The sequence below is a fragment of the Psychrobacter sp. ANT206 genome (genome assembly GCF_056880555.1).
Genome location: NZ_CP096271.1, coordinates 763,671 through 787,284 on the forward strand (window position 1 = coordinate 763,671; position 23,614 = coordinate 787,284).

A 23,614-nucleotide genomic window follows, 5' to 3' on the forward strand; every position below is an offset into this window, starting at 1 on the left:
GGTGAATAATGAAAAGACTTGAAAATCTAACTAAAGAATTTGCTTCTATATTTTTAATTATATCACCATTTATTATTTTCTATATTATCCTTTTTTTAGAAAGTATGGGGACAGCACCTGATAGGGCTGAATATATAAAAATTATGACTTTTCCTTTTTCTGGACGTGAAGAAATTGGTATACATTTTTTCTCTTATATATTAGGTTTTATTGTAATTAAACCTTTATATAAGTTGATAATTTTTCAGTTTATCTCTCTATTGTTTTTGTACTTATCTTTTTTACTAAGTTCTAAAAAAAATACTTTGTTAAAGGTTTTATTAGCTATTGTCTGTTCTTTGTTTCTATTTAGTGTTCAATTCGGAATTCAGTTAAGAGTAGGGTTTGCATGTGTATTGTTAGTGTTTATAAATATAGGTTTGAAGAAAGAGCCAGTTATTCGTAATGTTCTTTGGTATAGCTTACCTTGTTTTTTTCACATAGCAGTCATCCCTGCAGTTTTGGCTCTATATTTATTTTATTATTTAAATATAAAAGAGCTAACTAAATCATATAAGTTTCATTTTTTAATTTTTATTATCATGCTCTTTGGTTCTGTATCTTTAGAGAAAGCTATTGTTTTTTTTGGTTTAAATCCTTATTATTTAGAATATTTAAATGATGATGCTGAGTATAGTGTAAGAAAGATTCCATTTAGCATGGTTTTTTATTTTATTTTACTGATTCTTATGTATTTTTATAAAAAAAGACTAGCTTTTAATTACAACATAGCTATTATTCCGATGGGCTTTTCATTTTCTTTAATTGCTTCTATTATGGAATATCCTTTTTTTCATAAATTTATGAGTGTTTTTCTTTTCTTTTCGGTAATGTATCTGATATCTACAATTAATAATATTAAAAAAAATCAGTTGGTTTTAATATCTTTTTTTTATTTCCTTGTGCCTTTAGGTTTTTTATACTTCTCTAAAGTTGTTTTTTTGTTTTAAGAGTTTTTGAGGTTTTAATGAATGTATTATATATAATTACTGGTTTAGGTTTAGGTGGTGCAGAAAAGGTTGTGGCTGACCTTGCTGACCAAATGGTCGAATTGGGACATAATGTAAAAATTGCTTATTTAACAGGTGAGTTATTAGTCAAGCCAATTTCTCTAAATGTAGAAACTGTTGCATTACACTTGAATTCAGTAAAAGACTTCATATCAGCATCAAGAGAGTACCAACGGCTGATTAAGAGCTTTCGACCTGATGTAATTCATGCACATATGGTTCATGCTAATATATTTGCTCGTCTAAATCGTGTTGGATGTTCAGTGCCAAAATTAATTTGTACTGCTCATAATTCCAATGAGGGCGGTAAAGCGCGTATGATTGCTTACCGATTAACAAACTATTTATCAGATGTTAATACTAATGTCAGTCAAGAAGCGACTGAAGCGCTTATCATTAAAGGTGCTTTCTCTAAAAATGATGTAATAACTGTATATAACGGTATCGATCTTAGGAAGTTTGAAAAAACTCACGATAGTATTAGTTTGGATAAGGATGTATTAAATCTTATTACTATAGGTCGATTCAATGATCAGAAGGATTATCCTAATTTGATTAATGCTTTTGCGATATTGAAAAATCGGCATAAGAGCAATATTAAACTAACTATAGCAGGTGATGGTGAGCTTAGACCTAATATTGAATCTTTGATCAAAGAATTAGCCTTAGACAAAGATATAATATTATTGGGTAGGCGTTCTGATATTACAGAATTATTAAATGCAGCTGATATTTTTGTCCTAGCATCTAAACATGAAGGTCTACCTACAGTCGTTATTGAAGCAATGGCTTGTGAATGTTATGTAGTTGCAACAGATTGTGGAGGAAGTGCTGAGATATTAGGTGATACTGGTAAGTTAGTTCCCACACAAGACAGTCAAGAATTAGCTAAGGCGTTAGAAAATGCTATAAATTTAGACGTTGAAAAGAGGTTGCAGAACAATAAAAAAGCAAGAGAGAGAGTCGAGCAACTATTTTCTTTAGAAAGCTCTGTGAAGAAATGGATGGCTTTATATGAAGCATAATAAAAAAGTCATTCTAATAGGAACAGTGGCTAGCAGTGTTTTGAGTTTCCGAGCTAACTTAATCAAAGATTTATTGAAGCAAGAATATGTAGTTTATGTTTTTGTATCTGAATATATCCAAGATGAGCTAAATGATATAGCAGCACTAGGTGCGATTCCTATTACTTACGAATTAAATCGTGGAGGAATGAACCCCTTAGCTGATGCTAAAGCAACTTATGCCTTGTCTAAGAAAATTAAAGAAATAGCTCCAGATTTAGTTTTTTCCTACTTTTCTAAACCAGTTATTTTTGGAACATTAGCAGCAACACTTGCTAAAGTGCCACGAGTGATTGGTATGCTAGAAGGTCTAGGTTATGCATTTACAGAACAACCAGAAGGACTGAGTAAAAAAGCACAGTTAATCAAAAGCATTCAAGTTCTTCTTTATAAAATAGCTTTACCAAAACTTGATAACATCGTATTTCTAAATCCAGATGATCCAAAGGATTTATTAGAGGCTTATCATATAAAAGTGAAGCAAGTAGACATATTGGGTGGAATAGGTTTGGATTTAGATAAGTACAGCCATCACCCTATAGAAAATATTGAATCATCTATTAACTTTTTATTTATTGGGCGAATGTTGAAAGAGAAAGGAATACATGATTTTATAGCAGCAGCAAAAATCGTTAAGCAAATTTATCCAGAAGTACAGTTTACGGTATTAGGAGCCATCGACTCTGCCAATCCTGGTGCTCTACAACAGTTAGAACTCGATAGACTAATATCTTTAAATATTATCAATTACCCTGGTCAGGTCGATAACGTTCAAAAATGGATTGCAGACAGCCATGTGTTTGTACTTCCTTCATACCGGGAAGGCGTACCGCGCAGTACTCAAGAAGCGATGGCTATTGGACGTGCTGTAATCACTACCGATGTACCGGGTTGTCGCGAAACAGTGATTGATGGCGTTAATGGCTTCTTAGTAGAGAAATGGAATCCGCAAGCGCTAGCAGAAAAGATGATTTATTTTATAGAGCACCCTGAACAGATTAAGAAAATGGGATATGAAAGTTATAAAATAGCGCAGGAAAAATTCGATGTCGATAAAGTAAATAAACGATTAATAGATATGTTGGGTTTATAAATGATAAAACGCCTTTTTGATATCACTGTGGCTACTACTGCTTTAGTAGCCTTATCTCCGGTATATGCCATTACTGCTTATAAAGTCAAAAAGAACTTAGGCTCGCCAGTGCTATTTCGTCAAACACGTCCGGGTTTGGACGATAAGCCGTTCGAGATGATTAAATTTCGTACGATGAAAGATGGTATAGATAGTGATGGCAATCCTTTGCCTGATAGTGAGCGCTTGACTGATTTTGGTAAAGCACTACGCAATAGTAGTTTGGATGAGCTGCCTGAGCTGTGGAATGTTGTCAAAGGTGATATGAGCTTAGTCGGACCACGCCCATTGTTGATGGAATACCTGCCACTATATAGTAAAGAACAAGCGCGTCGTCATGATGTACGCCCTGGTATTACGGGTTATGCGCAAGTGAATGGTCGTAATGCCATCGGTTGGGATAAGAAATTTGCGCTAGATACTTGGTATGTAGATAACCAATCATTATGGTTAGATATTAAGATATTGCTTAAGACGGTAAAAAAAGTGGTTATTAAAGACGGTATTAGCGCTGACGGTGAAGTAACGATGAGTAAGTTTATGGGTAATCAAAACCAGTCCGCTTTAGAAGGTACCTATGAGTAAAGTATTTGCCGTCTATGGTGCCTCAGGCTGTGGTCGTAGCCTAATGCCGGTAGCCGTCGATCAGTTGCGGAGATTAGATGGTGAAGTGAATAGCCAAATCGTATTTATTGATGATGCCTTGGATGATGATACTACTGTCAACGGCTATACTGCGATGAATTATGCAAAATTTAAGAGTATAGATAGTGATGATAAATTTGTCCTGATTGCCATTGCTAATAGCAGTATTCGTCAAAAAATTGCAGATAAATTGGTTAAAGAGGGTATTTCACTGTGGACAGTGCAGGGAGTAGCGACCACCTTAATTATGGATGAAGTCAGTATCGCTGCCGGTGCTGCGCTCAGTCCATTCGTCACTATTGGTGCTAATGTCACAATCGGGAAGTGCTTCCATGCCAATCTATATAGCTATGTGGAACACGATTGCGTGATTGGCGACTATGTCACCTTTGCCCCACGTGTCAGTTGCAATGGCAATATTCATATTCATGACCATGCCTATATCGGCACAGGGGCAGTTATCAAGCAAGGTACACCTGATAAGCCATTAATTATTGGTAAAGGTGCCATTGTTGGGATGGGTGCGGTTGTTACCAAAGATGTCCCAGCTGGGGCAGTCGTGATTGGTAATCCTGCAAGACCCCTCAATAAATAAAGAGTATAAATAAAAAATTAGAATCAAATATTGCGTTATAAGTTATTAATTTTTAATAATGAATCATCAATTATAAATAAGCACCATCGAGGCAACTATGTTAAACACCCCATTTTCACCTTGGCCAAGCTTTACTCAAATCGAGGCTGATGCTGTTAGTCAAGTATTATTATCTAACAAGGTAAATTACTGGACAGGGCAAGAATGTCGTCATTTTGAGACTGAATTCGCTAAATGGGCTGATAGCAAATATGCCATTGCGATGGGAAATGGTACGTTGGCATTAGATGTTGCCTTACAAGCGTTAGAAATTGGCGCAGGCGATGAAGTAATTGTAACGCCGCGTACCTTTATTGCGAGTATCTCATCAGTCGTCAATGCGGGAGCAACCCCTGTTTTTGCAGATGTCGATGAGGCCACCGGTAATATCACTCCTGAGTCGATCGCGGCGGTATTGACGGATAAAACTAAAGCTATCGTCTGTGTACACTTGGCAGGTTGGCCTTGTAATATGGATGGCATTATGGCGTTGGCAGATAAGTACGATCTGTATGTGATAGAGGACTGTGCGCAGGCTCACGGTGCGCGCTATAAAGGTCGTAGCGTTGGTAGTATCGGGCATATTAGTGCTTGGAGTTTTTGCCAAGATAAGATTATGACCACGGGCGGTGAGGGCGGTATGGTCACCACCAATGATGAGCAGTTATGGCGTAAGATGTGGGCGTATAAAGACCATGGTAAAAGCTACGCCGCTGTCTATGAGACAGGTCATGCACCCGGCTATCGCTGGTTACATGAAAGCTTTGGTACCAATTGGCGCATGACTGAAATGCAAGCAGTGCTCGGTCGTATTCAATTAACGAGAATGCCTGATTGGACTGCCAAACGCACGGCGAATGCTCAAGCTGTCTTAGATGTCTGTGCAAAATGGGAAGCAAAAGGCTACCTTTCTGTGCCAAGATTAGAAGAGTCGCCGCAGATTGCAGATTCGACCCACGCCTATTATAAGCTCTACGTCTATGTGCAGCCAGACAATCTACCTAAAGCGTGGTCAAGAGATCGAATTATTCAAGAGATAAATGAATTAGGGGTTCCTTGTTTTTCAGGATCCGCTTCTGAGGTATATCTGGAAAAAGCCTTTGATAATACAGGGTTACGTCCTGAGACGAGACTACCAGTTGCCAAGCAGCTTGGCGAAACCAGCTTGATGTTTCTCGTTCATCCAACGTTGACAGAAGAAGAAATTAAGCAAACAGTTCAAGCAATTGATAGCGTATTTGCGAATATACATAACCAATAATATATCAGTTATTGAGTTAAGTTAAATTTAGTTACGTTAATGCAAATTGATGTTTGACCCATAGTATTTATAAACCATTAGCTTTTATAATAAACCCCTTTATAACCGAAGAGTATTTGATCATGTACAAGAAGCTAAGCATTTTATTGGGTTTTGGTGTCTTAACATCAGTGTCAATGTTGGCATCTGCACAAAACCTGTATATGAACGATCTAAAGCTTAAAGCAGATCTTGATTGGCTGAATACTCAAGGGGTCGCGCAGATTAGCACCAGCACTTGGCCGCTGACCGCTAATGAGATTAAACGCGCTTTAAATACGGCTGATGCCCAGACGCCAGCGCAGCAGCAGATCCTGCAGTCGGTACAAGTGCGACTGAATCAGAATCGCAACTCAGTGGTAAAAGGGTCGGCAGCACTGCATGTACAAACCGATAGAGATCAGCTACCACAAAAATTTGCTGACGATCAACTTGCGGGTCAACAAGCAAGCGTTGGGGTATCGCTTAGCGAAGCGGAGTGGGAATTTAATTTGCAAGCCAATTTAAAAAATGACAAACTTATCGATGACAGCTCAGATGTTAGCTTTGAGGGCTCATACCTTGCTGGTACTGCTGCTAATCAGTGGTTGATTGCGGGTAAAATTCCAACGTGGTGGGGACCTGGGCATGATGGTAGCCTTATTCGAGGCGATGCAAGCTTGCCGGTTGCGGGTTTTACTATGCAGCGCGATCAGCAAACAGCGCCGACATCTCCATATGTATCGTGGGTCGGACCTTGGCAGTATCAGCTATTTGCCGGTCAACTAGAGGATTATGAAGCGATTCCTGATGCTAAGCTGTTTGGTGCACGACTTACAGCTAGCCCATGGGAATGGTTAGAGTTGGGTGCTTCTCGTACCTTTATGTGGGGCGGTGAAGGTCGTCCACAGAGTTTTGGCTCCTTTACTGATGCCTTACTAGGCACCAAAGATAATGGTGATAATGGTGCTACAATTGGTGAAGACCCTGCTAATCAATTAGGCGGTTTTGACGCACGCTTAAGTTTAGCGCCATTGATCAATGTACCTGCTGGCGTTTATGCTCAATATATCGGTGAAGATGAAGCAGGCGGCTTGCCGGCGAAAAACATGTATTTAGCCGGTGTTGATTATGCGTCTGCTGCTTATGGTAAGCCTTATCAGCTGTATGCGGAGTATACAGATACCCGTACCAGTGGTGAAGTAAGCGGAATATCTTATGATCATGGTACTTATACCGATGGTTATTATCAGCAAGGCTTCCCATTAGGCTATGCATTAGGTGGCGATGCAGAAAGTATCGCACTTGGTGGTCGCTTATGGCTAGACAATCGTAATTTTATTAATGCAAAACTACAGCATGCAAAAGTCAATCAAGCGAATGAGGCCATTAATCAAGCATTCCCAACGACTGATAAGTTAACTGGTATCGATGTGGCGTGGGAGCATCAATACAACTCTCAAACGCTTATTTCTAGCCGAATTTGGGCCGTAGATTCAGATATCCAGTCGACTGATATCGGCGTAGGTGTAGGCATTGAGCTGCAGACTTATTAAATGCTTGCTTAATCAATGCACGACAGTGCTTGAAAATAAAAAGTCGGTCTATTAATATTTAATAGATCGACTTTTTTATGGTCACGTTATTGTTTTTTAATTATGGCTTTTTAATATAGTGAGTTCAATATAAAGGAGTTATGCTTAGAATAGCATTATGCTGGGATAAATTTCTCTCGCTTGCTGTGCGCTTCGCATTCCAGAGGCTTCGTAAAATTTATCCCAGCAGTACGGTGTTCTTTTTAAATTGAATCGAATATAGGGTGCTAGGATTTTTTGGCTCAGGCAGGTACAATATGAGTATCAATCATACCTTGATCAAGGATAAGACAGGCATGCAAGCAATTGCGGCGCTGTCTTTACTTTTTTTATCGCACCCTCTATTGGAGTTACTATGTCAATTGCGTCTATTACGTCAACTGCCCAAGGATCTGCTACCGTTTTGGACGGTAAAGCACTTGCTAAACAAATAGAACAGCAACTGAGTACGCGTGTAGACGCTATTAAAGCTAAGACAGGACGTACACCAAGCTTAGCGACGATATTGGTCGGCGATGATCCGGCTTCTGCGACTTATGTACGTATGAAAGGCAATGCTTGTAAACGTGTCGGTATGGATTCTATTAGGGTTGAGATGCCAAGTGCGACAACCACTGAAGAGCTGATAGCAAAAATAGACGAGCTGAATAGCAATCCAGATGTTCATGGTATTTTGCTGCAGCACCCAGTACCGGCTCATATTGATGAGCGTGCTTGCTTTGAGCAGATTGACTTGGCAAAAGACGTGGATGGTGTGACCTGTCTTGGCTTTGGTCGTATGGCGATGCAGCAATCTGCTTATGGTTCATGTACCCCGCAAGGCATCATGCACTTATTAGAGCATCATAATATTGAGCTTGCTGGTAAGGAAGCCGTAGTTGTAGGTCGTAGTGCAATTTTAGGTAAACCAATGGCGATGATGCTATTAAATGCCAACTGTACAGTAACAATCTGCCATTCAAGAACGCAAGATTTAGAGTCTCATATTAAACGTGCTGATATCGTAGTTGGAGCAGTAGGTGTACCTGAGCTGATCAAAGCTGATTGGATTAAAGCAGGTGCTGTGGTTATCGATGCAGGTTTCCATCCGACTGATAATGGCGGTGTTGGCGATATTGAATTGCAAGGCGTCGAAAATATCGCTAGTGCTTATACACCAGTCCCAGGCGGCGTTGGGCCTATGACGATTAATACGCTTATTCGCCAGACCGTTGATGCTGCTGAAAAAGCTGCCTGTTTAGACAATAGTTAATGAGTTAATTATAAGAGCACGGATTGCCGATAGATAAGGAGCCTGAGACTTCACAGTAGACAGCACAAGGACTCAGGCTAAATCAACCCCTTTACCGTTGATAGGATCTAACATGGCTAAAAATAACGTGGGTATTCATGAGCGATTACAAGGTATTGGTAGAGAGTTCGTCGATGTCTCTCATTACATAATCTTATTTTTAATCAGTGTAGTGGTAGTTTGGACCGCGGGTAAAGAGTTCTTTGTGATCTTTCAAAAAGGTTCAGCGGATTTGAAAGACATCTTATTACTCTTTATTTATCTAGAGCTGTTAGCGATGATTGGGATCTATTTTAAGACTCATCGTTTGCCAGTGCAGTTCTTGATATTTATTGCGATTACGGCTTTATCGCGACATTTAGTCGTCGATGTACAGGCGGTATCAGATAACTTTCACTTATGGCTGCTAGCAACGATTTCCTTTGCCATTATGGTGCTGAGTGCGTCAATTGTTATATTAACTTGGACAGCTAAGATGTTTGGGCGACCAGAAGATTATTTGAAAGACCATCAAGTGACCAGTACTGAGCATCACTTACCTTGTGTTGATAATGAGCAGTCTCTTAAATAATTATTTTCGATAAATACCATGAATTAAAGGGATGATAGGTGTCGATGAGTTACTAACGATAGTTGATATCTGTTAATAAAAAAAGGGCTTCCATATATATGGAAGCTCTTTTTTTATCTAAAAAGCGGGTTTATAACCAGCCTAAGCGCTTAAAGTTAAGGTATAAAAAGCTACATAGTGAAATGATAACCGCCATAATGATAAAGTAAGAATATTGCCAGTGTAGCTCAGGCATAAAGTCGAAGTTCATCCCATAAATACCAGCAATCGCCGTCGGTACTGCCAAAATACCTGCCCAAGCCGCAAGCTTGCGAACCACCTCATTCTGTCCCATATTTACCATAGCGAGATAGGTATTCATCACCACACTGAGCATCTCATTTAAACCATTGATGGCATCTAAAGAATGCAGTAAATGGTCATTCACATCTCGAAAGTAGGGCTTTGCAGCGTGCGAAAATGGTGAGACCAAATCGCTTTTTTGATGGTTTATAAAAAAGCTACAGATATCCTGCACTGGTAAAATAACTGCACGCATATGCACCAATTGTGATTTTAATTCATATAGATTTCTAAGCGTTTCTTTATTAAATTCATAAGTAAAAATATTGCGCTCTTGCTCACGTAAATAGCTGCCTAAGCGGTCGGTCACTGGCATATAGTTATCGACGATAAAATCAATAACAGCGTGCAAGACAAATATAGGTCCCATACGCAGTTTTTCAGGGCGGCGATTACAGTGCTCACGTACTGGCGCATAGGAGTTAGAAGGACCATTACGAATCGTAATAAGATAGTTCTTACCCATAAATATCGCCGTAGTACCATAGCGGATGACATTGCCTTCAAGCTTAGCGGTACGTAATACCACAAATATCGTATCGTTATCATAGCTTTCAACTTTGGCGCGTTGATGGTCAGCAAAGGCATCTTCGATTGAGAGCTCATGTAGATCAAAAGCTTCTTTTACCTCGGATATTGTCTGCAAGCTAGGCTCATAAAGACCTAACCAGATAAACTGACCACTATTGCTCAAGGCGCGACTGACATCCCTGAGCGCTATTTTGTTCAGCTGTTCACCCGTTTTACGGGAATAAGCATAACAATTGACCACTTCATTAGCACTGAGTGGCTCAATATCTTCATAGCGTTCAGAGTCTGGATCATAGACGGTCATGGTCTCAATAGTGTCCTCGACCGTTGCATCAGAATCGCCATAGATATAGCTGTCATAATTGTCTAAATAGGAGTGCTCGTCTATGATAGTGGCGTCAATAAGACTGACATTAGACTCAGGTGTGATACGCGTTGCCGTTTTGACAATCAGGTCATCATCTTGGTTCATACCTACTCCTTCTGTCTAAGTATAAAAATAAATATAAAATAACTTCTGCAACTGATGCGGATTACAAGGCAAAGCGTTTTAGCGTATCAATATCGACCAAATTTAATAAGCTCTCATGACAAGCTTCAAGCTTGATTTGTGGTGCCATGCCTAAATCGAGTGCTTCAACCCAGCGTAACGCGCAAATACACCAGTAGTCACCAGGTTGTAGACCGGCGAAACCATACTCAGGCAGTGGCGTAATCAAATCGTTACCGCGACTGGCTGAAAAGTTTAAAAACTCACTGGTCATTTTGGCGCAAACGGTATGTTGACCAACATCATGGTTGCCCGTATGACAAAAACCATTGCGATAATAACCGGTAAGCGGATCAAAACAACAGCTGGCTAGGGCAGTGCCAAGCACATTTGCTTGGTTGGTCGCAGGATTTGGATGATAATCAGATGACATAAGGCTTCCAAAGTAAAAATATAGGCTAGTGTAACATGAGTGTACATCTAAGACGTTATTCAACGATAGGTGCAACAGATAGTTAGAGGAAATATTGCTTCGTTAACGCTATATTTTGTCTATAGAAATACGGTATTTATGATGATAAATCTGTCATAAAAAAGACAGTTTTTAAGGTTATTAGAATAAATTAGATGGCGATTGCCGTTAATTGTCACTAGGCGAAGCTTAGCTGCTATGCTAAACTAAAGCATAAAGTGCCTTGATTATTTATCATAATTTTTTAGCGCATAAAGATACTCGTCTTATCATTCCAACTTATACTATTACTCACCCTTTTGCGGTTACCTAGTTTGCTTATCAATAATTGGGTCAGTGATGTTGCGCGTAAAAAATAAAAAACGCCTGATATCTATGCAATTGGAAATATAACCTTTAAGTACCGCATCTTTACCGCGCTTTTGGTAAGCGATACGCCAAACAAGGATTTATTGTGTCTGCCAGTTCTGATTCTGCAAAACCTGCCCTGCAAAATACCCTCAAGCAAGCGGCTACTCAGCCCGCTGATAATACCGCCGCACCCAACCGTTTACCTTATCTTAGCAATCTTGCCAGCGACGTTGCTAATAGTTGGTTGTTGCCTGATGGGGTGGTCGATGTGTTATTTGAAGACGCCCATAAGCAAGAATTGCTTAGACATCAATTGATCCAGCAACTTATCAGCCATGGCTATCAGTTGGTCAATCCGCCAATGATTGAGTTTACTGAATCGCTACTGAGCGGAGCCTCAGAGGATTTAAAGCGTCAAACCTTTAAGATTATCGATCAGTTGACTGGTCGCTTGATGGGTATACGCGCGGATATCACGCCGCAGATTCTACGTATTGATGCACACCATGGCGGCGATGGAATCGCGCGTTATTGCTATGCAGGTGATGTGATTCATACTTTGCCATCGGGGCTTTTTGGCTCTCGTACACCGTTACAGCTCGGTGCTGAGATATTTGGTTGTGAGTCCATTGCAGCAGATATTGAGCTGATTGATGTCTTATTTAGCATGCTCAATAGCCTAGAGATGAGCGCAGCATTACATGTTGATTTGGGTCATGTAGCGATATTTAAGCGCTTGGCAGAATTGGCAGTATTATCAGAAAGTGATACTGAGCAATTGATGCAGCTTTATGCCAATAAGAACTTACCAGAGCTGAAGCAGGTTTGCCAAGCGCTACCGCTGGGTAGCGATTTTTATACCTTGGCGCGCTTTGGTCATGACATTGCAAATCTGCTTGGCAGATTGTCAGAGAATGCGCAACAAGACGCTCAAATTGTCACAGCTATTGATGAGCTGCAACGTCTAAAAGCGCACTTGCAAGTACAGTGGCAGTGTGCGGTCAGTATCGATGTGACCGAGCTATCAGGCTATCATTATCATACGGGCATTGTGTTCAATGGTTATATCAATAGTGAAACTCAGCCGCTAGTACGTGGCGGGCGCTTTGATGGTATGAAAAGTAATCAATTAGCCACGAATCAGCCACGTCAAGCAACTGGCTTTAGTATGGATGTCAGCCGTTTGCTCGCGCATACTCAGCTTGATGCACCTGTTATTGTGCTAGTGGATTATGACGCTTTCAAGGATTTAGAAAATGAGCAGCTGCAGCTATTATTACAGCAAGTGGCAAGCTTACGTCAGCAGGGCTATCGCGTGACCATGCCATTAACGGCAGAAGATATGCCAGTGGGTATGACTCATCGTTTAAGCCTTGTCGATAACCAATGGCAGCTACACGCGGTTTAACTTTGAAAATATTTAATATTTATAAATGCTATAAAAAAAGCGTTTGCTATAAAAAGATATTTAGTGATTAAGTCGTTAAAAATATACTTTGTTTAAAGTATCGTTTTTAGCATTACTTTCGTTTTGATAGGTAGTTTTAAACACTTATTGCACACACCTCAATATATTAAGGTAAGGATTTATCATGGGTAAGAATGTCGTAGTTTTAGGTAGCCAATGGGGCGATGAAGGTAAAGGTAAAATCGTCGATTTACTAACCGAAAAAGCCTCAGCAGTTGCACGCTTCCAAGGCGGACATAACGCTGGACATACGTTAGTTGTAGATGGTAAAACCACCGTCTTACACCTAATCCCATCTGGTATTTTGCGTGAAGGCGTTACCTGTTTTATCGGTAATGGCGTGGTATTAGCACCTGATGCACTACTTAAAGAGATGAAAGGTTTAGAAGAGAATGGCGTTCCAGTACGTGAGCGCCTACGTATTTCTCCAAACTGCCCACTAATCATGCCATATCATGTTGCCCTTGATCAAGCGCGTGAAGCCAAGCGCGGTAGTGGTAAAATCGGTACGACTGGTCGCGGTATTGGACCTGCTTATGAAGATAAAGTTGCGCGCCGTGCCATCAAGCTTGCTGATTTGTTCCGTGATGACTTAGAAGAAAAACTACGTAACTTAATCGAATATCATAACTTCCAACTGACTCAGTATTATAAAGTTGAAGCGATTGATTTTGATGAGACACTTAAGCTTTGCAAAGAGTGGAAAGAAGAAATCAGAGGCATGGTGACTGATGTCACTGAAGATTTGAACCAATTGCGTCTTGCTGGCAAGAACCTAATGTTTGAAGGTGCGCAAGGTACATTACTTGATATCGACCACGGTACATATCCGTTTGTAACCAGCTCAAGCGTGACTGCTGGTGGTGTATCTACAGGTACGGGTATCGGTCCATTATATTTAGATTATGTCCTTGGTATCACGAAAGCTTATACCACCCGTGTTGGTAGCGGTCCATTCCCAACTGAATTGTTTGATGATGTTGGTGCGCATTTGGCTAAAGTCGGTCATGAGTTTGGTGCCACGACTGGCCGCGCTCGTCGTTGTGGTTGGTTCGATGCTGAAGCATTACGCCGTGCTGTCGTACTGAACTCTATGTCAGGTATCTGCCTAACCAAGCTTGACGTGTTAGATGGTCTAGAAGAATTGCTAATCGGTGTGGGTTATAACTTACCTGAGACTGAGTGTGCAGGCGCACATGATGCTGAATTCTACGAAGCGGTAACGCCAAAGTATGAAACGCTACAAGGCTGGAGCGAATCAACGGTCGGTATCACTAACTACGATGAGCTGCCTGAAAACGCCAAAATATACATCAAACGTATCGAAGCATTGATTGGTTGCCCAGTTGATATCATCTCAACCGGTCCTGATCGTGAAGAGACCATTGTATTGCGTGATCCGTACGATGCTTAATTGGTTATAATGCTATTGTATGTTTAATTTACAAAACCCTAATGCTAAACATTGGGGTTTTGTTTTTGATAAATCAGAAGATTGATAAGCGGTAAAAGCCTACCCAATTTACTTTTGTGCAAGTTACAACCGTAAATTAATCCTATCATTTACAGTCTTAATCATTATAATAGGCAGCAATCATTCGCTGAGCATCGTATTGCGTATCCGCATTGGATATTCATAAATGAATTCGCTCAGCGCAGTGATCACAGACAACGTAAATTATTTAACTTCTCACTTATTTATTAGGAGCTTTTCATGGCTAACGAACGTACTTTATCTATCATCAAACCTGACGCAGTCGCTGGCAACAACATCGGCGCTATCTACGATCGTTTTGAAAAATCAGGTCTAAAAATTGTTGCCGCTAAAATGATGCAACTTGATGATAAAAAAGCGGGCGGTTTTTACGCTGAGCACGCTGAGCGTCCATTCTACAACGATCTAGTGTCATTTATGACTTCAGGTCCAGTATTGATATCTGTATTAGAAGGCGAAAATGCGATCGCTAAGCATCGTGATATCATGGGCGCTACTAACCCAAAAGACGCCGCTGAAGGCACTATTCGTGCTGACTTCGCTAGCAGCATCGATGAAAACGCGGTTCATGGTTCAGATTCAGCTGAATCAGCAGCACGTGAAATCAGCTACTTCTTCAATGATGATGAAGTGTGTGCACGTACGCGTTAATAGCAGTATTTATTAATAGCCACTTTTGTGCATAATAGTTGTTATGCATAATAATAGCGCTGATTAATAATTAGTGTGGCGAGACGGCTTATATCTTTTGGTATAAGCCGTTTTAGCTATTATAATAGTCTGACTATGTGTTGAAATTTTAACTTTTCTCCCTCATTATTAGTTTTATGTAGCGTTATCAATCCTTTATCAGCATATTACTTTCAGTTTTTGGTAAAAAATGCGCTCATAACGGATTGCTCATGCACTCATATATTGAGTACGTCTGCAACACCCATCTCAACAATTGCATCGCCTATACCAGTAGATGCAAAAAGGTTATTTATTATGTCAACTGCTCAAAGCCCTATTCAAACTGACGTCCAACATGTACCTGCTAAGACTACTAAGAGTATAAAATTAGTAGACGAGGCGCAGGCGAAAACCAATCTACTAGGTATGACACAAGCGCAGCTGGCGGAATACTTTAAGAGTATTGGCGAAAAGCCGTTTCGCTCGACGCAAGTCATCAAGTGGATATATCAGCAGGGTGTCACTGATTTTGAGCAAATGACCAATCTAAGTAAATCTTTGCGTGATAAATTATCAGCCAATGCCTGCGTCATTCCGCCAAAAGTGATTCATCGTCAATACAGTGATGACGGCACGCGTAAATGGGTATTTGAAGTTACGGGTGGCTCGTTGGTCGAGACCGTATTGATTCCCGCAGATGATAGTAAATTAAACGGTCGTAAAACCTTGTGTGTCTCTTCGCAAGTGGGCTGTGCGCTCGACTGTAGCTTTTGTAGTACGGGTAAGCAGGGCTTTGAGCGCGATTTGACGGCGGCTGAGATTCTTGGACAATTATGGGTGGCAAATGCCTCTTATATGACCGATGAAAATGATAGTTTAGAAAATGTTGACCATAGTTTATGGGAAAACAACGTCACCAACGTCGTCATGATGGGCATGGGCGAGCCGTTATTAAACTATCGTCCCGTTGTCAGCTCGATGGAATTGATGCTCAGTGACCATGCTTATGGTTTATCAAAGCGCCGTGTTACTTTGTCGACTTCAGGTGTGGTGCCAAAAATGTATGAGTTGGCACAGGAGCTTGACGTGGCTTTAGCGATTTCATTACATGCGCCAAATGACGAGCTACGTAATGAATTAGTGCCAATTAATAAAAAATATCCATTAGAGCAGCTCATGGCGGCGGCGAGAAATTACGTTTTTGAAGTAAATCCGCGCCACAAAAAACACGTGACTATTGAATATGTGATGCTAGATGGTGTCAATGATAGTAATGAGCATGCTGAGCAATTGGTCACATTGTTGGGTGATTTACCAAGTAAGATTAACCTGATACCGTTTAACCCGTTCCCTCATGCAAATTACGATAAATCGAGTAATAATCGTATTCATGCCTTTAGCAACATATTAAGTGAAGCAGGTTTTGTTTGTACCATTCGCCAAACGCGCGGCGATGATATTGACGCCGCTTGTGGGCAGTTGGTAGGGCAAGTTGCTGACAGAACGCGTCGGTCAGCCGCATGGCAGCAAAGCATCAAGGATCGCGAGAATAGTTAATTAGGTTAATAAAAATGACTGCTATAGCTATCTAACGTAGCTATAGACGAATTGATGTATTAAAGAGAATCCTACTATAGTATTTTTTGTAGCCTCTACTATGCAGGCAGTACTAATCAATAATTTATTGTGGTAGCGTGTCGTGTTACTATCAGTCTATCTAAGCACTAAAGAGGGCTCCACCCGAGCTAGGTCGTAGGTAAATTTCACATAGTTTTTAGTCTTTTTCACACAGCTCACTCATTAAAAGTATACCAAAATAAATGACGTATCTGTATAGTGTTAAACATTAGAATATTCGTTTATTGGTAAAGAGTATTTGATGAAAATCAACAAGGCGTACAAATTTAGGCTTAGCCCTAATGCAGAACAAGTGGTCATATTAACCAGTCTTGTTGACTCTGCGCGTTTTGTTTGGAATGAAATGTTGGCACTTTCGCTTGAGATGTTTGCTAAAAACGAATTTATTAATGCCATCAATTTGGTTAACAAGATTGTTGGACTGAAGAACAATCCTGAGTTTGCCTTTTTGAAATCCCGATCTAACGCCGTATCTCTACAACAAAAAGTTCGTGATCTCGCGTCAGCTTGGTCACGATTCTTTGACCCCAAAGTACATGCCAGATTTAAAGAAAGTAAAAAGAAGCCTAGAAAGCCTAAGTTTGTTAAATTGCTTGATGGAACAGAAATTCAGCACCGACCTTTAATGCCGCAGTTTAAGCGTAAAGCAGATCGCTGCGACTCAATGCGCTTGGTGCAATTTGATAAATACTGTCGTGTTGAGGGCAATCGAGTAAAGCTGCCTAACGGGGTTGGGTTTGTGAAATTTAGAAAATCCCAAGAGATTGTCGGTATCATTAAAAACGTTACCATCAGCAAGAAATCAGGGCAATGGTATGTGTCATTTGGTACTGAGCGAGAATTACTACAAAACCCAATTCACCCCTCTAAAAGCTCACTAGGCGTTGATTTAGGCATTACTAAACTTATTACCACCTCAGAAAATAAAACCATCAAGCCCAAAAACAGCTTTAAGGCCAATCAAGTCAAATTGGCAAAATTACAGCGTCAATTAAGTAGAAAAGTTCTATTTAGTCAAAACTGGAAAAAGCACAACCACAAAATCCAAAAGCTCCACAGCCATATTGCCAATATTCGCCATGACTACTTACATAAAGTAACCACCACGATCAGCAAAAACCACGCCATGATTGTCGTTGAGGACTTAAAAATAGCCAATATGTCAAGGTCGGCAAGCGGTACGATGGAGAATAAAGGTCGTAATGTCAGAGCTAAATCAGGATTAAATAAATCAATCCTAGATCAAGGTTGGGGCATGATGATTGATATGCTTGGATATAAGCAACATTGGCGCGGTGGATTAGTGATTAAGGTTAATCCAAACTACACCAGTCAAACCTGTTTTAACTGCAAACATGTTGCCAAAGAAAATAGACGGACTCAGGCAAAATTTGAGTGTGTTAAATGCATGTATGTTGCAAATGCCGACTTCAATGCGGCATGTAACATATTATCGGCAGGACATGCCGTTTTGTCTGCGGAGGGAGGATGCGGTAAAGGTCGCCCGATGATACAGAAAACTTGTGACAGCCGTGAGGAAGTCGCCTAAGAGCTTTTGCTCTTAGAATCCTCCACTTGAGCAATGCGAAAGTGGGGTGAGTATGTCAATAAACTGATGCCTCGATGATCGAACGCATTGAATTATAGTTTTATGATGGTAGCCATGATGACTTCTAAAAACTCTTATCAGTTCAACTATAAAAGACCCTTTTATCCTGTGATAAAACGATTAGGCTCTACAGTCTTTCATGCTAATAAAAAGCGTGCTTACGTTGTAGGCATCTTTAGTATGTTGTTGTCTGGATTCTTGGTTGGCTGTCAAAGTACGCCAACCAACGATCTAATAACGGGCACGCCTTATCAAACCTCAACGCAACCCAATGACAACCGTAAATTGGATCAGCAAGAAATTGCTCGCGTTCGAACGACACTTGCTGCACAATATATCCGCAAAAACGAGCTTGATGCTGCCCAAAGACAGCTCGAAAAAGCCTTTGCTGCCGATAGCCGTCATGCGCCCGCCTATGATATGATGGGTGTTTTGTTGCAGCAAGAAGGCAGCCGCCTTAATCTTGAAAAAGCGGATCAATATTTCAAAAAAGCCATTGCGCTTGATAAAGATTTTGACCAAGCTCACAATAATTATGGCGTGTATTTATCGCAGATGAAGCGTTATAAAGAGGCAGCTGAGCAGTTTGAAATCGCTGGTGCTGCCCTTGGTTACGAAGGTCGTATTGGGGCGTTAGAGAACTTAGGTCGTACCTACCTTCAGCTCAATGATCATCCTGCCGCAGCAAAGGCTTTTTTACGGGCTCTAGATGGCAATCGAAATAGTGTTATTGCGCATATTGAACTGGTTGATTTATTACTTGAGCAGCAGCGTATTGAGCAGGCACAAAGGCTCTATGATGAGACCTTGATATTGGTACAAGGGCAGGGCGCTAGTCCGCGCTTGCTCCTACAAGGCATCAAATTGGCAGCAGCGCAAAAAAACATCAAGACACGCCAACAATTGGCACAGCAACTTTTATCTGCTTATCCATTAAGTGATGAAGCAAAACAACTAAAGACTTGGCTTAACAATCCAGAGGCACCATGGAAATGACCACCCCATCATCAAACACAAACTTTAACGCTCAGGGATCATTTGGTGCCATGTTGCAGCAAGCTCGCAAAGCTAAGCAAGTAAGCTTGGATGACGCGGCAAATGAATTGTTTATTTTAAAACGTCACCTGCAAGCGTTAGAAAATGAAGATTTTTCTGATTTGCCGCAAGTGGCGTTTGCGCGCGGTTTTGCGATCAACTATGCCAAATATTTGGGTCTCGACCCAGTCAGAATAGCCAGTAGCTTTGATGCCGCTTACCCAAATGAGCTAAAATCGCGTTCGGCTAATAATACTCAGTCGCCACTGCAGCCTATGGGTACGCTACAGCGCGATACACACAATCGTATTCGCTTTAATCCGCTACTAATTATCGCAGTGATCGGTGTCATTATTTTAGCGATTTTCCTATTCCGTATGGTTAGTAATGCCAGCAAAGAAAATATCGAGCAGCCTATATCTAGCTCTGAAGATATCTCAGCATTAGAACAAGCACAAGGCGCAGCTATTAATACCGATGTTACAGGTGTTAGCGCTTCAGGTTCAGCACTAAACTTAGGCGGTGGCGACGTTGCTCCTGCCACTTTGGATGTCAAGCTGACGGATGCTGCTGTCGTCACTATTACGGATGCTACTGGTAGCAGCTTGATCGCGGGCTCGCAGAATGCGGGTGATTATCAGTTATCAGGTATGCCACCGTTTAATGTACAGATCGATAATATTAATAACGTGCGCTTGATGCTCAATCAGCAATCTGTCGCTTTAAACAGCTATGCAAATGGTAGCCAAGCCAGTTTTGAATTGGCACCTTAATTTATTGAATGGTTCAGTTTTTAAAGTAAATAGTATTACCTTGGTTTTATTGTTATTCTCGTTTTTACTGCTTTCATGAAAGGGTTTGTCTATGTCAACGTCAGCGCCTATTAACCGTCGTCTTACGAAGAAAATATATGTCGGTGATGTCGCGATTGGTGGTGATGCGCCGATTAGTGTGCAAAGTATGACCAATACCGATACCTGCGATGTGGCAGCAACGGTTGCCCAAATTGAGCGCTGTGTTGAAGCAGGCGCTGATTTGATGCGAGTTTCTACTCCGACGATGGATACCGTTAAAGCGTTTGGTGAAATTCGCAAGTTGGTCAGCGTACCCTTGATAGCAGATGTGCATTTTGACCACAAAATTGCTTTAGCTGTTGCGGCAGCGGGCGCAGATTGTTTACGTATTAACCCGGGCAATATCGGTAGTGACGCCAAAGTACGCGAAGTAGTGGCCTGTGCCAAGCATTACAATATTCCTATTCGTATCGGTGTTAATGCTGGCTCTTTAGAAAAAGACATTCAGCGTAAGTATAAAGAGCCAAATGGCGCAGCGATGCTCGAATCGGCAATGCGTCATATTGATATATTAGAACGTCTTAATTTTGATCAATATAAAGTATCGGTTAAAGCCAGCAACGTATTTTTGACCATGGATGCCTATCGTCTGATTTCAGCACAAATTGATAATCCTTTGCATTTAGGTGTGACTGAAGCTGGTGTTTATCGTACCGGTTCGGTCAAATCTGCTATCGCGCTGGGCGGTTTATTATTGGACGGTATTGGTGATACGATTCGTATCTCCTTAGCTGCAGAGCCAGAAGAAGAAATTAAGATTGGCTTTGATATCTTAAAATCGCTCAATATTCGCTCTAATGGTGTCAATTTCATTGCTTGCCCAAGCTGCTCACGTCAAGAGTTCGACGTGATTAGAGTGATGACCGCGTTAGAGTCGCGCTTAGAAGACATTCGTGAGCCGATGAATTTGTCAGTGATTGGCTGTAAGGTAAATGGTCCAGGTGAAGCGAAAGAAGCCGATATCGGTATTGTTGGCGCAGCACCAAAATCATTAGTTTATCGTATGGGCGAAAAAAGTCATCTGATTGATACAGATAATCTGGTTGATGAGATAGAAGGTATGGTACGCGCCCATGCAGAAGAATTGGCAAAAAAACGCGAAAACGAGATTATACGTGTTAGATAATAAAGCGTTTTATTAATAAAAATTATAGAGCCGTTTGTTAAAACTTAAAGGACATAACCGTACCATGATTAAAGCGATTAAAGGGTTTAATGATATTTTGCCTGCACAGTCTGCAAAATGGCTGTATCTAGAGTCTATATTGGCTAATGTGCTAGGCAGATACGGTTATGAGCATATTCGCTTGCCTATCGTTGAGCAAACCGATTTGTTTGCTCGCGCGATTGGCGGTGCTACGGATATCGTTGAAAAAGAGATGTATAGCTTTACCGATAAATCTGATCCACCAACGCCGCTTACCTTGCGTCCTGAAGGAACGGCAGGGGCAGTACGAGCGGTAAATGAGCACAATCTACTACGCGGTGATACGCCTAAGCTTTGGTATATTGGTCCAATGTTCCGCTATGAACGCCCACAAAAGGGTCGCTATCGTCAATTTCATCAAATAGGTGTTGAAAGCTTTGGTAGTGCCTTACCAGACGCTGATGCCGAGCTGATTGCGATGACTCATTTGATGTGGCAAGAGCTGGGTCTAAAAGATGAGATGCGTTTAGAGCTAAACAGTCTGGGCGAAATTGATGAGCGTCATGCTTATCGTGAAGCGTTGGTCACCTATCTGACCGATAAGCAAGAGCAGTTAGATGAGGATAGTAAGCGCCGCCTGACGACCAATCCGCTACGTATTTTAGACAGCAAAGAAGCCAGCACCCAAGCCCTATTGGTAGATGCGCCTAAGCTTGCTGACTTTTTAGGTGAAGAAAGCGTGGCGCATTTTGAGCAAGTACAAGCTTATTTAACAGAGCTTGGTATCAACTTTGAAATCAACCCGCATCTGGTGCGTGGTCTTGATTACTATAATAAAACTGTTTTTGAGTGGGTGACTGACAAGCTTGGCAGTCAAGCAACTGTCTGTGCCGGTGGTCGTTATGATGGCTTGGTTGGACAGCTAAAATCTGCTGATAACCGTGATGGCAAAGGCGATAATAAACCGGTTAAATCTGAACCTGCAGTTGGTTTTGCCATGGGGCTTGAGCGTTTATTGCTTCTTATGGAAGTTGTCGCGCCTATTGCTGATATGCCTGCTTGTGATGTCTTTGTGGTCGCCCATCCTGAGGTTTATAGTGCTGGTATTAGTTATGCGCAAAACCTGCGTTATAGCCGCCCAGATTTGCGCGTCAAAATGGCAAGTGCCACCAGCTTAAAAGCACAAATGAAAAAGGCGGATAAGTCAGGTGCTGCATTGACCATTATTATCGCCCAGCAAGAGCTGGATGATAAAACCATTAGTATCAAAGATATGCAAACTGGCGAACAAAAAACAGCAGCGCAAGATTGGCTGTCGGATAAAGATAACTTTTCTCGCCATAAATAGTAGTGAGCGTAGCATTAGCACTTTAATATAAATTGATCAGGTAAAAGTATATGGCTCTGACCCCTAATTCGCCGAATGCAGACAACTCAATGCAAGCGTTAAAGCAGTATGGCAGCTATATTGTCACCGCGATTTTATTGGCGTTAGCCGCTTATTTTGGCTGGACTTATTGGCAGGATAATCATGCACGTGTCGATACCGTTGCAGCCGATCAATATGCGGATATTCAACGTCTTAATGAAGAAGTTAGCTTGGCATCGCAAAATCCTGATCTAGAAGCGGAAGCAAAAGCATCGTTAGAAAAGAGTCGTACTCAGTTAAATAAGAACATCGATACTTTAGTGGGCACTCATGGAGAATCGGTCTATGCTTGGCAGGCTTTAATGATTAAAGCGCGTCAGCAAGTTGACAATGATGATTTTAAAGCAGCAGGCGAGACCTTTAAAAAGGCATTGGCGATAGATTTGGGTGATGCAGGTCTAGAGGCAATTACCCGTTTGCGCTATGCGACCACGCTTTTGGCAGCAGGCGATGCAAAAGCAGCATTGACAGAAGCCAGTCGTGATATGCCAAGCTCATTTGAAGCCAGTCAGCAAGAATTATTGGGTGATATTTATTTGGCACAAGACAATTCAGAGTCAGCGATTAAATCCTATAATAATGCTTGGAGCTTATTACGTGAGCGTCAAGAAACTCGCGCAGTATTGGCATTGAAAATGGAAAGTTTGGGTATCGTTCCTGAGCCTATCGCTGAACAAACTGGCCTTATTCAAGAGTCTACGGCCACATCGCAAGCACCAGTGAGTGAAGATTCAGTAGCAGCCAATGCTGGTGCCGGTGCTGGTGCATAAAATAGTAGTACTAGATATTCGGCAATAAAGACTTAGTATTAAAAAATTGAG

Annotated in this window: 21 protein-coding genes; 19 read left to right on the forward strand and 2 right to left on the reverse strand. The window is 41.1% G+C overall.

All coding sequences use genetic code 11. The annotated features are described in order from the left end of the window. Positions 1 to 8: 8 nt before the first annotated feature. From M0221_RS03315 to M0221_RS03355, 9 genes are all read left to right on the forward strand, one after another. Complete coding sequence (locus M0221_RS03315; protein ID WP_483284346.1) at positions 9 to 989, forward strand: EpsG family protein; 981 nt, start codon at positions 9 to 11, stop codon at positions 987 to 989. Positions 990 to 1,006: 17 nt separating this feature from the next. Then, complete coding sequence (locus M0221_RS03320) at positions 1,007 to 2,074, forward strand: glycosyltransferase (protein WP_483284347.1); 1,068 nt, start codon at positions 1,007 to 1,009, stop codon at positions 2,072 to 2,074. Next, positions 2,064 to 3,206 carry a glycosyltransferase family 4 protein gene (locus tag M0221_RS03325; protein ID WP_483284348.1) on the forward strand — a complete coding sequence of 381 codons (1,143 nt, stop codon included), beginning with the start codon at positions 2,064 to 2,066 and terminating at the stop codon, positions 3,204 to 3,206. The genes M0221_RS03320 and M0221_RS03325 overlap by 11 nt, the downstream gene beginning before the upstream one ends. Then, positions 3,207 to 3,830 (forward strand): sugar transferase, encoded by a 624-nt coding sequence (locus M0221_RS03330; protein ID WP_263240517.1) that lies wholly within the window; start codon positions 3,207 to 3,209, stop codon positions 3,828 to 3,830. Continuing rightward, positions 3,823 to 4,485, forward strand: a complete 663-nt coding sequence (locus M0221_RS03335; protein WP_263240515.1) for an acetyltransferase — start codon at positions 3,823 to 3,825, stop codon at positions 4,483 to 4,485. Before M0221_RS03330 ends, M0221_RS03335 begins: the two co-directional genes overlap by 8 nt. A 97-nt stretch (positions 4,486 to 4,582) precedes the next feature. Beyond that, the gene (locus tag M0221_RS03340; RefSeq protein WP_483284349.1) at positions 4,583 to 5,785 is read left to right on the forward strand and encodes a DegT/DnrJ/EryC1/StrS family aminotransferase; all 1,203 of its coding nucleotides are present in this window, start codon (positions 4,583 to 4,585) and stop codon (positions 5,783 to 5,785) included. 122 nt (positions 5,786 to 5,907) lie between these two features. Further along, positions 5,908 to 7,359, forward strand: a complete 1,452-nt coding sequence (locus M0221_RS03345) for a capsule assembly Wzi family protein (RefSeq protein WP_483284350.1) — start codon at positions 5,908 to 5,910, stop codon at positions 7,357 to 7,359. Positions 7,360 to 7,753: 394 nt separating this feature from the next. Further along, complete coding sequence (gene folD, locus M0221_RS03350) at positions 7,754 to 8,650, forward strand: bifunctional methylenetetrahydrofolate dehydrogenase/methenyltetrahydrofolate cyclohydrolase FolD (protein WP_483284351.1); 897 nt, start codon at positions 7,754 to 7,756, stop codon at positions 8,648 to 8,650. 112 nt (positions 8,651 to 8,762) lie between these two features. Beyond that, on the forward strand, positions 8,763 to 9,260 hold the full coding sequence (locus M0221_RS03355) for a phosphate-starvation-inducible PsiE family protein (protein WP_011512992.1): 498 nt from the start codon (positions 8,763 to 8,765) through the stop codon (positions 9,258 to 9,260). 130 nt (positions 9,261 to 9,390) lie between these two features. Here M0221_RS03355 and corA read toward each other — a convergent pair whose 3' ends face one another. Together corA and M0221_RS03365 are read right to left on the reverse strand one after the other, a co-directional pair. Further along, the gene (gene corA / locus M0221_RS03360; protein WP_133105249.1) at positions 9,391 to 10,605 is read right to left on the reverse strand and encodes a magnesium/cobalt transporter CorA; all 1,215 of its coding nucleotides are present in this window, start codon (positions 10,603 to 10,605) and stop codon (positions 9,391 to 9,393) included. 61 nt (positions 10,606 to 10,666) lie between these two features. Beyond that, on the reverse strand, positions 10,667 to 11,056 hold the full coding sequence (locus M0221_RS03365; RefSeq protein ID WP_149492997.1) for a DUF2237 family protein: 390 nt from the start codon (positions 11,054 to 11,056) through the stop codon (positions 10,667 to 10,669). A 493-nt stretch (positions 11,057 to 11,549) separates the two neighbouring features. On the opposite strand from M0221_RS03365, the gene M0221_RS03370 reads away from it, so the two are divergent. The 10 genes from M0221_RS03370 (at position 11,550) to M0221_RS03415 (ending at position 23,563) form a co-directional block, all read left to right on the forward strand. Continuing rightward, positions 11,550 to 12,854: an ATP phosphoribosyltransferase regulatory subunit gene (locus M0221_RS03370; RefSeq protein WP_483284352.1), complete on the forward strand. Its 1,305-nt coding sequence runs from the start codon at positions 11,550 to 11,552 to the stop codon at positions 12,852 to 12,854. Positions 12,855 to 13,038: 184 nt separating this feature from the next. Beyond that, the gene (locus M0221_RS03375; RefSeq protein ID WP_011512996.1) at positions 13,039 to 14,328 is read left to right on the forward strand and encodes an adenylosuccinate synthase; all 1,290 of its coding nucleotides are present in this window, start codon (positions 13,039 to 13,041) and stop codon (positions 14,326 to 14,328) included. Between the two features lie 300 nt (positions 14,329 to 14,628). Continuing rightward, entirely contained in the window at positions 14,629 to 15,060 is a 432-nt protein-coding gene (ndk, locus tag M0221_RS03380; protein ID WP_483284353.1) for a nucleoside-diphosphate kinase, read from the forward strand. Between the two features lie 336 nt (positions 15,061 to 15,396). Next, complete coding sequence (gene rlmN, locus M0221_RS03385; RefSeq protein WP_483284354.1) at positions 15,397 to 16,638, forward strand: dual-specificity RNA methyltransferase RlmN; 1,242 nt, start codon at positions 15,397 to 15,399, stop codon at positions 16,636 to 16,638. Positions 16,639 to 16,960: 322 nt separating this feature from the next. Continuing rightward, positions 16,961 to 18,268 carry an RNA-guided endonuclease InsQ/TnpB family protein gene (locus M0221_RS03390; RefSeq protein WP_483284355.1) on the forward strand — a complete coding sequence of 436 codons (1,308 nt, stop codon included), beginning with the start codon at positions 16,961 to 16,963 and terminating at the stop codon, positions 18,266 to 18,268. Positions 18,269 to 18,370: 102 nt separating this feature from the next. Beyond that, a complete protein-coding gene (pilW, locus tag M0221_RS03395; RefSeq protein WP_020442924.1) occupies positions 18,371 to 19,324 on the forward strand; it encodes a type IV pilus biogenesis/stability protein PilW in 954 nt (317 codons plus the stop codon). Continuing rightward, positions 19,321 to 20,136 carry a helix-turn-helix domain-containing protein gene (locus M0221_RS03400; protein ID WP_483284747.1) on the forward strand — a complete coding sequence of 272 codons (816 nt, stop codon included), beginning with the start codon at positions 19,321 to 19,323 and terminating at the stop codon, positions 20,134 to 20,136. Before pilW ends, M0221_RS03400 begins: the two co-directional genes overlap by 4 nt. Positions 20,137 to 20,227: 91 nt before the next feature. After that, positions 20,228 to 21,343: a flavodoxin-dependent (E)-4-hydroxy-3-methylbut-2-enyl-diphosphate synthase gene (ispG, locus tag M0221_RS03405; protein WP_011279968.1), complete on the forward strand. Its 1,116-nt coding sequence runs from the start codon at positions 20,228 to 20,230 to the stop codon at positions 21,341 to 21,343. 64 nt (positions 21,344 to 21,407) lie between these two features. After that, positions 21,408 to 22,712 carry a histidine--tRNA ligase gene (hisS, locus tag M0221_RS03410; RefSeq protein ID WP_483284356.1) on the forward strand — a complete coding sequence of 435 codons (1,305 nt, stop codon included), beginning with the start codon at positions 21,408 to 21,410 and terminating at the stop codon, positions 22,710 to 22,712. A gap of 50 nt (positions 22,713 to 22,762) precedes the next feature. Then, positions 22,763 to 23,563, forward strand: coding sequence for a YfgM family protein (locus M0221_RS03415; RefSeq protein WP_483284357.1), 801 nt, complete (start codon positions 22,763 to 22,765; stop codon positions 23,561 to 23,563). Positions 23,564 to 23,614 lie beyond the last annotated feature (51 nt).